We start from the raw sequence: 12,661 nt of genomic DNA on the forward strand, positions 1-12,661 counted from the left end.
TTGGCCGCCATATTGCCGCTATGCTAGCGTGGCGCTCGCCAGGAAGGCCGCCAACAGCTGGGAACGCACCCGTACACATGAGGACCGCACATGGCTCAGGCCACGCCCGCGCTGGAAATCCGCAATCTGCATAAACGCTACGGCGATCAGGAAATTCTCAAGGGCATTTCGCTGACCGCCCGCGACGGTGACGTGATCTCCATCCTGGGGTCGTCCGGTTCCGGCAAGTCCACGCTGCTGCGCTGCATCAACCTGCTGGAGAACCCGCACCAGGGTGAAATCCTGGTCGCCGGTGAGTCGCTCAAGCTCAAGGCTGCCAAGAATGGCGACCTGATCGCCGCCGACAATCGCCAGATCAACCGCCTGCGCAGCGAAATCGGCTTTGTCTTCCAGAATTTCAACCTGTGGCCGCACATGTCGATCCTCGACAACATCATCGAGGCGCCGCGCCGCGTGCTTGGCCAGAGCAAGGCCGAAGCCATCGAATCCGCCGAAGCGCTGCTGAACAAGGTCGGCATCTACGACAAGCGTCACAGCTACCCCGCCCAGCTTTCCGGTGGCCAGCAACAACGCGCGGCCATCGCCCGCACGCTGGCCATGAAGCCCAAAGTCATCCTGTTCGACGAGCCGACCTCGGCGCTCGATCCGGAAATGGTCCAGGAAGTGCTTAACGTTATCCGCGCATTGGCCGAAGAAGGCCGTACCATGCTGCTGGTGACGCACGAGATGAACTTTGCCCGCCAGGTGTCCAGTGAAGTCGTCTTCCTGCACCAGGGCCTGGTCGAAGAGCAAGGATCGCCGCAGCAGGTCTTCGAGAACCCGACCTCGGCGCGTTGCAAGCAATTCATGTCCAGCCACCGCTAACGGAGCAATACATGCAGACCTACAAGAAGTTCCTACTGGCAGCTGCTGCCACCCTGGTGATGTCGGCAAACGCCATGGCCGCGGAAAAACTGCGCATGGGTATCGAAGCGGCCTACCCACCCTTCAACAACAAGGATGCCAGCGGTAACGTGGTTGGCTTCGACAAAGACATCGGCGACGCCCTGTGCGCCAAGATGAAAGTCGAGTGCTCGGTCGTCACTTCCGACTGGGACGGCATCATCCCGGCCCTGAACGCCAAGAAGTTCGACTTCCTGGTGTCTTCGCTGTCGATCACCGACGAGCGCAAGCAGGCCGTCGACTTCACCGACCCGTACTACTCCAACAAACTGCAGTTCATCGCGCCGAAGAACGTCGACTTCAAGACCGACAAGGCCTCGCTCAAGGGCAAGGTGATCGGTACCCAGCGCGCTACCCTGGCCGGCACCTGGCTGGAAGACAACTATGGCGACGCTGTTGAAATCAAGCTGTACGACACCCAGGAAAACGCCTACCTGGACCTGGTCTCCGGCCGCATCGACGGCATCCTGGCCGACAAGTACGTGCAGTACGAGTGGCTCAAAAGCAAAGACGGCTCGAACTTCGAGTTCAAGGGCGAGCCTGTGATGGACAGCGACAAGATCGGCATCGCCGTGCGCAAGGGTGACCCACTGCGCGAGAAGCTGAACAAAGCCCTGGCTGAAATCAAGGCCGACGGAACGTACAAGAAGATCAACGACAAGTACTTCCCATTCAGCATCGAATGATCCGCCCCGACCGGCGCGCCCCTGCGGCGCGCCAGTCCCTAGAACGCACCTGCCAATGAATATCGACCTGCACGGATTCGGTCCGGCCATGGCGGCCGGCACCCTGATGACCGTAAAACTGGCGCTCTGCGCATTGCTGCTGGGGCTGGTCCTCGGTCTGCTCGGCGCACTGGCCAAGACTTCCTCGGCCAAGCCACTGCAATGGCTTGGCGGCACCTACTCGACCCTGGTTCGCGGCGTACCGGAACTGCTTTGGGTCCTGCTGATTTACTTCGGCACCGTCGGCCTGATGAACAGCCTCGGCGAAGCCCTGAACCTGCCCGGCCTTGAACTCAGCGCCTTCGCCGCCGGCGTGATCGCCCTGGGCCTGTGCTTCGGCGCCTATGCCACGGAAGTGTTCCGCGGCGCCATCCTGGCCATCCCCAAGGGCCACCGTGAGGCCGGCCTGGCGCTGGGCCTTTCGAAAGGGCGCATCCTCTCGCGGATCATCCTGCCGCAGATGTGGCGTATCGCCCTGCCTGGCCTTGGCAACCTGTTCATGATCCTGATGAAGGACACCGCGCTGGTGTCGGTGATCGGCCTTGAAGAGATCATGCGCCACGCGCAAATCGGCGTAACCGTGACCAAGGAGCCCTTCACCTTCTACATGGTCGCGGCCTGCATCTACCTGAGCCTGACCATCGTCGCCATGACCGGCATGCACTTCCTGGAAAAACGCGCCGCTCGCGGCTTTGCGAGGGCCGAATAATGAATTGGGAAGTGATCATCAAGTGGCTGCCACGCCTGGCTCAAGGCGCCACCCTGACCCTGGAGCTGGTCGCCATCGCGGTCGTCGCCGGGCTGATCCTGGCCATCCCGCTGGGCATCGCCCGCTCGTCGCGGCATTGGTACGTGCGCGCCCTGCCCTACGGCTACATCTTCTTCTTCCGTGGTACGCCGCTGCTGGTGCAGTTGTTCCTGGTCTACTACGGCCTGGCTCAGTTCGACCTGGTGCGCTCCAGCAGCCTGTGGCCGTACCTGCGCGATCCGTTCTGGTGCACGGTGCTGACCATGACCCTGCACACCGCCGCCTACATCGCCGAGATTCTGCGCGGTGCATTGCAGGCCATCCCCAAGGGCGAGATCGAAGCGGCACGTGCGCTGGGCATGTCTCGCGGCAAGACGCTGTTCTACATCATGCTGCCGCGCGCGGCCCGCATCGGCCTGCCGGCCTACAGCAACGAAGTGATCCTGATGCTCAAGGCCAGCGCCCTGGCCAGTACGGTGACCTTGCTGGAACTGACCGGTATGGCCCGCACCATCATCGCCCGAACCTACCTGCCGGTGGAGATCTTCTTCGCGGCCGGGGTGTTCTACCTGGTCATCTCGTTCGTGCTGGTGCAGGGCTTCAAAGTGCTCGAACGCTGGTTGCGCGTCGACGCCTGCCAAGGCCGCTGACCCCCGTCGCCGGCTCCTGCAGGAGCCGGCTTGCCAGCGATACCCCTTCCAATCAACCCGCTCCCCGACCCCATGCGCCCCGTCCTCCACAGCCACCACTTAAGCGACCGCTTCCAGGCCCTCGACCAGTTCCTGATCGAGCATCAACAGCTGTGGAAACCAAGGCCATTCACCCGCCTTCGCCTGGATTGGGAAGCCCAATACCCCGAACTCGCCGCCCATCTGCGCCAAGGCTCGCTGGCCGACGCCGAAGCCGAGCAAGCCCCCGACTTGCTGCCCTCGCCGTTCCCCCAGCTGGCCCAACGGGCCGCTGAGCTGTCGGCCCTCGGCGGCCTTCCGGACGTCAGCGCCTCCTTCGCCAACCACCGTCTGGAGGTCAACGTTCCCGGTCGCAAATGGCAGCAGATAGACGCCTTCAGCCGCCGCCTGGGCTTTCGCGAGCAACCGCGTCACTGGCTGGATTGGTGTTCCGGCAAGGGCCACCTGGGGCGCAGGCTGTTGCAGCCGGGCCAGCAGCTGACCTGCCTGGAGTACGACGCCGAGCTGGTGGCCGCCGGCCAGGCGCTGAGCGATCACCACCGTCTGCCAGCCACCCACGTGCAGCAGGACGTGATGGCCGCCGACAGTGCCCGCCACCTGGGCCCAGACACCAGCGCCGTGGCCTTGCACGCCTGCGGCGACCTGCATGTGCGCCTGCTGCAATCGGCCAGCCAGGCAGGTTGCCGCCACCTGGCGGTCGCCCCTTGCTGCTACAACCGGATCCGTACCCCGCAGTACCAGGCGTTATCCACAGCGGCGCAGCGTTCAGCGCTGACACTGTCCGTGGATGACCTGGCGTTGCCCTTGTGCGAAGCCGTCACTGCCAGCGCCCGCGTGCGCCGCCAACGTGACGCCTCGATGGCGCGCCGCCTGGGCTTCGACCTGCTGCAGCGCCAGCAGCGGCAATGCGACGATTACCTGCCCACCCCGTCGCTGCCAACCGCATGGCTGGACAAGACCTTCGAGCAATACTGCCGCGACCTCGCAGCGCTCAAGCAGCTGCCCCTGCACGGCACACCGGACTGGCAAGCCCTGGAGGCCGCTGGCTGGCAGCGCCTGGCGCAGGTGCGCAACCTCGAACGGCTACGCAACCTGTTCCGCCGACCGTTGGAGCTTTGGCTGGTACTGGACCGTGCGCTGTATCTGCAAGCGCACGGTTACACCGTGCAACTGGGATTGTTCTGCGACTATCCACTGACTCCGCGCAACCTTCTGTTGCTGGCAGAACGCGACCGTTAGCCGCAGAAAAACCTGTGGATAACTCTGTGAACAAGCTTGTGATGAATCGTTGGATCCAAGCGCTATTTGAGGCTCACGGCTTATTCCAGCCAGCCACTGAAGCCAGTAAAAACAGGCATTTGCGCAAAGACCAATGGTAATGAAAACCGGCACGCGTTTCGCTCGGCCCCCCGCTGCCGATTGTGCATAAGCATAACCCACTCCATTGAGCTCCATCCCCAAACCCACCTTGTGGGAGCGGCTTTGCGTCGCGAAAAGGATGCAAAGCGACCCCAATGACCCTGAAGTGTCATCGCCACTCCGGGCCACCTTTCACAAGAGCCTCCCTCAGTTCATCTTGTTCCTGGCAATCTCGACATCGTTCATCAATGCCTTCGCCAAGGCGCTCAGGTAATCGGCTGCACCGAGCAGCTTGTGGTCATCCTCGGCATCGCCTTCGCGCACAAGATGCGTGATGTAGCCCAGCAGCACCGACACCTGATCGTAGGCATAGTCCACCGGGATGCCCGCGACCACGCGCAGCAGATCCACCGGAGGGTTACCCACTTCGATCAACGTTGCCACGCCAGCGGTGACGGCGGTTTTAGGTTGGTCGCTCATCGCTTTCAGTCCTCTTGCTTTGTGGTGCTGATGCGGGCCAGTGCATGTTCGGCCAATGCCCGGGCAGATTCGGCGGCATGCGCGGCGGTGCTCAGCATGTTCAGGCCTGGTTCACCGGCATGGAGTCGGCAGTGTTCGTCGATGGTTTCGGCCACGCCGCGCATGAGTTCGCTGGCGTGAGCGAGGGCGTCGGGTGGGGTGATGCCGCTGTGGATAGAGAAGAATGGGAAATCGAGGATGCTACGGGGTGGGTCGGGGACAATCTTTTTCATGGCGCTTTCCTGGGTTCGAGATCAGGTAGCTGGCCACTTGACCTTCTCACGGGTGAGGGTGGCAGCTGTACGCGGGGTGAGAAACCGAGCGAATCCAGGAAGTCCCGGCCAGACCGAGGTCTGCCCGCGCACAACTGCCATAAACGGTGGTGCCGTTTGGATTCGAATTCGGGTTCTCACACCCGGTCGCTAGGCGACCCGAAAACGTTATCCATGAGGCATTTCCCTGCCAACAGAGAAGGTTCGGCAAGTCGCGTAGGATAGTTCCGAAGTGGGCCGCTTCTGAAGTATTTGGTTTCAGGTTCAGAAATGCCCTACAGAAGAGCAAAGAATCAGGAGGCTCCAGCGCCCTACTCTGCGGGCGTGCGGCGCAATCCCGAACCGATGCACCGCCTTGCGAGCCAACGGTGTATCATCCGCCCCCCAAAATCATTAAAAAGCGACGTCGCACGCTGCCCGCCAGCCTCGCGACCTTCTGGCGTTGCGCCAGAACCGACAGTGGACAAACGGATTTAGACATCGTGAACCGAGCCAAACTTTTCGCCCTGCTGGCTTCCGCCCTGACCCTGAGCGCCTGCGCGAGCAGCGCCCCGACGCACCATCACGGCAACTTGGACTGGAACACCCCAGGCATGCAACTGGGCGGCGACAACGGTCTGCCGCTGCGCGGCGAAACCCCATGCCGCAAGCGCGGCTGCGACAACCACAAGCTGTTCTTCAACCCCGGCAAGACCGAGCCCAGCGTCAATACCATCCACCGCGGCTGGTAAGAAAATTCTCCTTTTAGGCCGGTGACTTAGCTCATTTGCGCTGAATCGAAAGGAAGTGGTTTACAGGCGCCAACCGATCGTTATAATGACGCCCCATTGCCGGTATAGCTCAGATGGTAGAGCAACTGACTTGTAATCAGTAGGTCCCGGGTTCGATTCCTGGTGCCGGCACCATTCAAGGTTCCATAGAAAGCTTTCAAAATCTCTGGAACCCCCGAAAAACCCGCCTTCTGGCGGGTTTTTTCGTTTTGGCGTTCCGTCGGATTCCGAGGGTAGCCAGCGCTAGGCGCTGTCTGAAAAAAGCCGTCGCATACACCGCATGACACAAGCCAGCGAGACCATTGCGGCATAACTTTTTGCGAGCTTGTCGAAGCGCGTGACGATTCGGCGGTTCTCTTTTAGCCAGCCGAACATGCGTTCGATGATGTTGCGCTGTCGATATTTTGGGCGGTCAAACAGTCTTGGCAAGCCGGGTTTGGGCTTGTGTTTCATTGAGCGCAGCGGAATGACCGGCTGCATCCGATATCGATCGCAGTAACGGCGCAAGGCCTCGGCGTCGTAGCCTTTGTCAGCCAGCAACCATTTGCATCGTTTGCGTGGACGACCACGCTGGTTTGTCGGGATGCTGACATCATCAAGTAACGGCTGGGCATAGCTGATGTCGCTGGCTTGGCCGCCAGAGAGAAGGAAGCGCAACGGTATCCCGTTGGCATCGCAGAGCATATGAATTTGGGTTGTCAGTCCGCCGCGACTGCGGCCTAGAGCGTGATCGGTAGGCTCGTCAGGCCCCCTTTTTTCCGCGCTCCAGATGAAGCACGGGTTGCTCGAACAGCGGTCGAATCGATCATCCAGGTGTGGGGATCAATCAGGCCTTTGTCATTGAGTCTGAGGTGCAATCGTCTGAGCATCTGATCGAATGTTCCGCGGTTTCGCCAGACCCGGAAGCGGTGATAGACCGTCGCCCAAGACCCGAAGCGCTCGGGCATATCTCGCCAGGCTGCTCCTGAGCACAGCACCCAGAGCACACCATCGAGCATCAAGCGATCACTGCTGCGGGGCCTGCCCCTGACGTGGGCTGCCGTAAAGAGATCGGCGACCACTGCCCACGCCTCACCCGAGAGTTAATAACGCTTTGCCATCACAGAATTCCTTTCCGCAGATGGCCGGCGACTGTACAGAACCCCGGCTGTTCCGGGGGCCACATTTCAGTTTCTTGGGATTTCAGACAGAGCCTAAAACTGCCCTTTAACGGTTTTTTCGTTATGACGTTTTACCTACCACTCGCTCTGCCGCCTTAAGATAAGCCTGTTCCCGCTCGCGCTTATCCACAGCTACCACAAAAACTACAACCTCTTGTTCGATCACCTGGTAGACCAATCGGTAGCCGCTACTGCGCAGCTTGATCTTGTAGCAGTCCGGCAAGCTATGCAGCCGGTTCGCCTCAACCCTCGGATTCAGCAAAACCGAGGCGAGTTTTTTCTTGAGTTGCTGCCGGACCGTATCCCCCAGCTTTTGCCATTCCTTTAGCGCTCGCGCATCGAACTCAAGGCTATAGGTCATCCAGCGAAACCCTCACTCGCTGAGGGTCGGCAAGGCGCTCGCGAACGATCGCTAGCAGCGCCTCATCTTCATCAGTCATGAGCACAGGCTTAAAAGGCAACTGCCCGCGCTCGGCGACGTACTGCAAGGCTTGGCGCATGAGCTCGGAGGGCGTAACACCCAACCGCTCAAGCTCACGATAGGCTCGGATTTTGAGATCGTCGTCGATACGAACATTGATGGATGCCATGATGGCTAGCTCACTGTAATGACAATAGTCTTTACAGTGGCGCAATTCTGGGCAGCAGACAAGTGGCTTATGAGCACAGACCGACGAAGGACAAGGCCGTTACACGCCGATTCGATTCCGAATCCCCTGCCCTCACAGCGTTAAACCGTTCGTCTGGTACCGGCACCATTCAAGGTTCCATAGAAAGCTTTCAAAATCTCTGGAACCCCCGAAAAACCCGCCTTCTGGCGGGTTTGTTCGTTTTGGCGTTCCGTCACCTGAATCCGCCCCGCAAAAAGCGCACTCCACCGATGCGACGCGCTGGTATCACCAAAGGGCTGCAACGCAGCCCTCGCCTGATCAGAACGCCGTACTCACCGTCACCGCCATATTCCGCGGATCCCCGTAGATCGCCCCCGCATAGAACCCGTACTGCGTGTAGTAATGCTTATCGAACAAGTTATCGACGTTGAAGCTCACCGTGGTGTCGTCAGTCAGCTGGTACTTGGCCATGGCATTCCAAATCGCATATCCGGACCAGTTCACGTCAGTAGCCCCTCCACTCACACCGTTCACCGGCTGCCCAGCCGGGCTTGAGATTGCGCGGATGTTGGTTTGTGCCTTGACGCCTGCGCCGAGGGTCAAGCGGTCGAGCGGGCCGCTCAGGCGGTAGGTGGTCGATGCCTTGAACAGGTGCGACGGGTCACTTCTGCCGTCGCTGTCGACGCGGCGGAAATGCAGGTAGGTGTAGCCGGCATAGACGTTCCAGTTCGGTGTCAGGGCGCCAGCGATTTCGAGGTCGATACCGTCGGTTTCCTGGCCGGTGCCGGCCTTGTAGGCGTCGCCGCCGGTTGGCGTGGTCAGGCCGTCGTCTAGCACGGCCTTGTTCTGCTGCTTGGTGCGGAAATACGCCGCCGATGCGTTCAAGCGGCCATCCAGCCACTCACCCTTGATACCGGTTTCGTAGCTCTGGCCGCGAATCGGCTCGACCTTGGTGCCGCTGGCCGTTTCGGCAGTCTGGGGGTTGAAGATGTCGGTGTAGCTGGCGTACAGCGAGTAGGTGTCGTCGAGGTCATAGACCGCCCCCAGGTAGGGCGTGACGATGCCGTGGTTCTGCTGGTTGCTGCGCACGCCGCTGACGTTGCGGGTGGTGGCCGAATAATCAGTGCTGCGCACGCCGACGATCACCGACAGGGGGTCGGTGATGCTCAGGCGGGTGGCGGCGTACAGGCCTTGCAGGCGGGTGGTGGTCTTGGTGTGGCGGCCGGTGCGGGAGGCGATCATGTCGTAGTCGCTGTCCACGCCGTTGTGCCAGTCGGTCACCGGGAAGCCGTTGTTGGCGCGGAACTGGCAGCCAACCGATGGCGCGCTGATGCGGTCGTCGCTGACCATGGTGCAGCTGTATTCCGGCGACCAGGCCACGGTGCGGCTGTCGTTGTAACCGACCATGGCCTGGTGGGTGCGGCCGAACAGCTGGAACGGGCCCGAGAGGTCGATCTGGGCGGATTGCTGGGTGGTGTCGCTGGTGCTGTGCAGGCCGTTGAGCACGGCGCCGCTGCCGTCCTGGTCCCAGTAGCCGCCGTAGCGGCCGCGCCCCGCCGAGTTGACCTTGGCCAAGCCTCGGTGGTTGAGCACTTCGGCAGTGCTCTGGGCGGCCTTGAGGTCCAGTGTCCAGTCGTTGTCGAAATGGTGCTCCAACGAGCCGAATGCCGTGCGGGTGGTGTACTCGCCAAAGCTCCAGCTCGGGACCAGGTTGGTGCTGCGCGGCAGGTCGGTCTTGCTGCCGTCGCGATACCAGATGGGGATGTTCGCGCCCCATCCGCCGCCGACCACTTTGTTGTACTCGTACTGGTAACCGGCACCGAGGGTGGTGGCGTCGTCCAGGTCGAACTCGAAGTTGGCCAGGGCAGCGCGGGAGCGCTCGGACTGGTTGTCGCGGAATGAGTTGGCGTCCTGCTGGGTCATCACGAAGCGCGAGCGCAGGCGGCCATCTTCGGACAACGGCAGGTTCAGGTCGGCGCCCAGGCGGCGTTTGTCCCAACTGCCATAGGTGGCGTATGCACTGCCACCGAAGGTGCGGGTCGGGGCCTTGCGGATCAGGTTGACGGTGGCCGACGGGTCGCCGGTGCCGCCGAGCAGGCCGTTGGCGCCGCGCACGATGTCGATGCGCTCGTACAGGTCCATGTTCAGCGCATTGCCGCCGCCGCTGAAGTCGGAACCGCCCTGGAACTGCAGGCCATCGACCTTCCAGTTGCTGATCGAGTAACCCCGGGCACGAAAGTCGGTGCGACCACCGACCTCGGACTTGGTGGCGCTCACGCCTGGCGTGGTGTCCAGCGCCTGTTCGAGGGTATGGATGTCGCGGTCGTCCATCTGCTGGCGGGTGATGGTAGTGACCGATTGCGGGGTCTGGCGTGGGGTCAGATTCAGGCCGGTGGAGCTTCGGGTGCTTTCGACCGTGTAACCCAGCTGGCCAGCCTCGTCGGCCGGGACCAGGGCGCTGTCCTCGATTTGCGTGGCCTCCAGCTCCAGCGGTTGGCTGTCGGCAGCCATGGCACCGCCGCTCAAGGCGACGGCAATGAAGAAGGCAAGCGGGTGAAGGTGGTTAACGCCTCGGTGGATGGGTGAGACGTCGGGCATGATGCGCTGATGATTCATTTGGGAAGGCTTCGTATTCGCAGTTGATTTTTTGTTACGATTCTAGGCATCCGCCCTTCGGGCTCCATGTCCGGCTTGTACGGGCATGTAATCGAACGTAACGAGCGCTGCCGACCTTCCGCCAACAGGTGTTTTTCGATGAGCACAACCTTGCTTGTCGTCGATGATGACGACGAGATCCGCGAACTTCTTTGCGAGTATTTGACCGAAGCCGGCTATAGCGTGCTGGCAGCAGCCCATGGCGACGAGATGCGCGCGCAGTTGGCGCGGCACAAGGTCGACCTGGTGGTACTCGACCTGATGCTGCCTGGCGAAGACGGCCTGAGCCTGTGCCGTCAGTTGCAGGCAACGCCCGGCCTGGCGGTGATCATGCTGTCGGCCAAGGGCAGCACCCTGGACCGCATCATCGGCCTTGAGGTGGGTGCCGACGATTACCTGGCCAAGCCCTTCGAACCGCGCGAATTGACCGCTCGCATCAAGGCGGTGCTGCGCCGTCCCCAGCGCCTGGAGGTGACCACCGACGCGCCGGTGGCCGAAACACAACACTTCGCGGGTTTTGCCATCGACCATATCAAGCGCCTGCTCACCCGCCCGGACGGGGAGTCGCTGACCCTGCCGCGCTCGGACCACCGTGTCCTGCGCGAGCTGCTGGACGCCAACAGCCGCGTGGTGTCCCGCGACCAACTGACCCGCAGCGCGTTCGGTCGCGACCACCACCCCGACGACCGCTCGGTGGATATGTGCATCAGTCGCCTGCGCCAGCAGTTGCGCCGCGCCCCCGAAGGCGACGTGCAGATTCTGACCATTCGCAACGAAGGCTATCTGTTGAACATCGCCCGCGCGGGGGCGGATGCCTGAGGTGCCTTGGCTGCGCCGACTGTGGCCGCGTACGTTGTTTGGCCAGCTGCTGCTGATCATGGTCAGTGGCACGCTGGTGATCCAGCTGATGTCGAGCAGCATCTGGTTCGATGTGCGTTTCGCTCAGGTGCTGGAAGCGCCAGTGCGGTTGCTCGCCGCCCGCAGCGCGCCGCTGATCGCCCAGGCGGACTGCCCGGTCGGCCAACTGCAGGCGCCGACGCATTACCGCTTGCGCTGCGTCGAGGCCTTGCCGGGGGCGAAACAGGACGAGCGCCGGGGGCGACGGCGAGTCGAGCTGCTACTGCGCCAGGCGTTGGAATACGAGCTGGGCAAGGCTCAGGATGTGCGCCTGTTGAACGTGCAACTGACCGATGAACTGGGCCAACCGATCGTCTGGCGCAGCCTGTTCGGCCTGCGTACGGCGCAGGCGCATATCCAGTTCGCGGTTCCCTTGGCCGACGGCCATTGGCTGACCATCGACGGCCAGGAGCTGCAAGGCTGGAGCGGTGAATCGGCTTGGCTGCTGATCAGTGACTACCTGCTGCGGGTATACGCCTTGCGGATCGTTGCGGTGCTGCTGGTCTGCCTGGTCGCGGTGCGCCTTTGCCTGCGCCCACTAAGGCGGTTGGCCGATGCTGCACGTGGGTTGGGCAGCAACCTGGAACAACCGCCGCTGGCCCTGGACGGGCCCCAAGAAGTGCGCCAGGCAGCGCAGGCATTCAATGCCATGCAGCAGCGCCTGATTGCCATGGTCAACGACAAGGCTCATTTTCTGGCCGCCGTATCCCACGACTTGCGCACGCCGCTGACGCGCATGCGGCTGCGATTGGAACGCCTGCAAGACGCCGAACAGCGTGAACGCCTGCGGCAGAACATCACCCAGATGGACAACATGATCGGCCAGGTGCTCGACTACCTGCGCGCTGGCGAGCAACAGAACCTGCAGCCAGTCGACCTCGACCGCTTGGTGGCCCGGTTATGCGCCGACCTGGCCAGCGCCGACGAGCCACTGCCGGTACAGGGCAAGGTGGGCAATGTGGAGGTCGATGCCTTGCTGTTGCAGCGCTGCCTGCAAAACCTGCTGGTCAATGCCCTGCGTTATGCCAAAGCGGTGTCGGTGACGCTGGAACGTGCTACCACGCATGTGCTCATCCACATCGACGACCGCGGGCCGGGTATCGCACCGGGGCTGCTGGCGACCATCGTTGACCCGTTCGTGCGGGGTGAAGGTTCGCGCAACCAGGCCTCGGGTGGCTACGGGCTGGGATTGAGCATCGCCCAGCGGATCGCTGCCAGCCATGGTGGCGAGCTGAGGTTGATGAACCGCGAGGGCGGTGGCTTGCGGGTCAGCGTTCTACTGCCGGGGTAGGGCCGGATTGGCCAACGGTTTGC

At 62.1% G+C, this 12,661-nt stretch carries 14 protein-coding genes and 1 tRNA gene; 9 read left to right on the forward strand and 6 right to left on the reverse strand.

The genetic code is table 11. From position 1 onward, the window contains the following. Positions 1–90: 90 nt before the first annotated feature. The 5 genes from P3R38_RS23565 (at position 91) to P3R38_RS23585 (ending at position 4,343) form a co-directional block, all read left to right on the forward strand. On the forward strand, positions 91–864 hold the full coding sequence (locus P3R38_RS23565; RefSeq protein ID WP_023382806.1) for an ABC transporter ATP-binding protein: 774 nt from the start codon (positions 91–93) through the stop codon (positions 862–864). A gap of 11 nt (positions 865–875) precedes the next feature. Continuing rightward, complete coding sequence (locus tag P3R38_RS23570; RefSeq protein ID WP_023382807.1) at positions 876–1,628, forward strand: ABC transporter substrate-binding protein; 753 nt, start codon at positions 876–878, stop codon at positions 1,626–1,628. A 55-nt stretch (positions 1,629–1,683) separates the two neighbouring features. Then, entirely contained in the window at positions 1,684–2,376 is a 693-nt protein-coding gene (locus tag P3R38_RS23575; protein ID WP_023382808.1) for an ABC transporter permease, read from the forward strand. After that, positions 2,376–3,065, forward strand: a complete 690-nt coding sequence (locus P3R38_RS23580) for an ABC transporter permease (RefSeq protein ID WP_023382809.1) — start codon at positions 2,376–2,378, stop codon at positions 3,063–3,065. The genes P3R38_RS23575 and P3R38_RS23580 overlap by 1 nt, the downstream gene beginning before the upstream one ends. A 72-nt stretch (positions 3,066–3,137) precedes the next feature. After that, entirely contained in the window at positions 3,138–4,343 is a 1,206-nt protein-coding gene (locus tag P3R38_RS23585) for a methyltransferase (protein WP_277686659.1), read from the forward strand. Between the two features lie 327 nt (positions 4,344–4,670). On the opposite strand, the gene P3R38_RS23590 is transcribed toward P3R38_RS23585, so the two are convergent. After that, a complete protein-coding gene (locus tag P3R38_RS23590) occupies positions 4,671–4,943 on the reverse strand; it encodes a DUF3077 domain-containing protein (RefSeq protein ID WP_023382811.1) in 273 nt (90 codons plus the stop codon). 5 nt (positions 4,944–4,948) lie between these two features. Then, entirely contained in the window at positions 4,949–5,215 is a 267-nt protein-coding gene (locus P3R38_RS23595; protein WP_277686660.1) for a hypothetical protein, read from the reverse strand. Between the two features lie 521 nt (positions 5,216–5,736). Between P3R38_RS23595 and P3R38_RS23600 the strand changes: the two genes are divergently transcribed. Together P3R38_RS23600 and P3R38_RS23605 are read left to right on the forward strand one after the other, a co-directional pair. Next, positions 5,737–5,985, forward strand: coding sequence for a hypothetical protein (locus P3R38_RS23600; protein WP_023382813.1), 249 nt, complete (start codon positions 5,737–5,739; stop codon positions 5,983–5,985). Positions 5,986–6,083: 98 nt separating this feature from the next. Next, positions 6,084–6,159 (forward strand) — tRNA-Thr (locus P3R38_RS23605). A gap of 108 nt (positions 6,160–6,267) precedes the next feature. Here P3R38_RS23605 and P3R38_RS23610 read toward each other — a convergent pair. The 4 genes from P3R38_RS23610 to P3R38_RS23625 form a co-directional block, all read right to left on the reverse strand. After that, positions 6,268–7,085 (reverse strand): IS5 family transposase gene (locus P3R38_RS23610; RefSeq protein WP_277686661.1). Its coding sequence is split into 2 segments (ribosomal slippage): positions 6,268–6,786 and positions 6,789–7,085, totalling 816 coding nucleotides; the frame shifts between segments, so codons are not numbered across the junction. Positions 7,086–7,245: 160 nt separating this feature from the next. Next, the gene (locus P3R38_RS23615) at positions 7,246–7,545 is read right to left on the reverse strand and encodes a type II toxin-antitoxin system RelE/ParE family toxin (RefSeq protein ID WP_023382869.1); all 300 of its coding nucleotides are present in this window, start codon (positions 7,543–7,545) and stop codon (positions 7,246–7,248) included. Further along, entirely contained in the window at positions 7,535–7,774 is a 240-nt protein-coding gene (locus tag P3R38_RS23620) for a type II toxin-antitoxin system RelB/DinJ family antitoxin (RefSeq protein ID WP_023382870.1), read from the reverse strand. Before P3R38_RS23620 ends, P3R38_RS23615 begins: the two co-directional genes overlap by 11 nt. A gap of 339 nt (positions 7,775–8,113) precedes the next feature. Continuing rightward, positions 8,114–10,393: a TonB-dependent siderophore receptor gene (locus P3R38_RS23625; protein ID WP_104882327.1), complete on the reverse strand. Its 2,280-nt coding sequence runs from the start codon at positions 10,391–10,393 to the stop codon at positions 8,114–8,116. 156 nt (positions 10,394–10,549) lie between these two features. Between P3R38_RS23625 and P3R38_RS23630 the strand changes: the two genes are divergently transcribed. Together P3R38_RS23630 and P3R38_RS23635 are read left to right on the forward strand one after the other, a co-directional pair. Beyond that, positions 10,550–11,269, forward strand: a complete 720-nt coding sequence (locus P3R38_RS23630; RefSeq protein ID WP_277686662.1) for a response regulator transcription factor — start codon at positions 10,550–10,552, stop codon at positions 11,267–11,269. Beyond that, positions 11,262–12,638 carry an ATP-binding protein gene (locus P3R38_RS23635; protein WP_023382873.1) on the forward strand — a complete coding sequence of 459 codons (1,377 nt, stop codon included), beginning with the start codon at positions 11,262–11,264 and terminating at the stop codon, positions 12,636–12,638. The genes P3R38_RS23630 and P3R38_RS23635 overlap by 8 nt, the downstream gene beginning before the upstream one ends. Positions 12,639–12,661: the final 23 nt, after the last annotated feature.

Source organism: Pseudomonas sp. NyZ480 (assembly GCF_029537255.1).
GTDB lineage: Bacteria > Pseudomonadota > Gammaproteobacteria > Pseudomonadales > Pseudomonadaceae > Aquipseudomonas > Aquipseudomonas taiwanensis.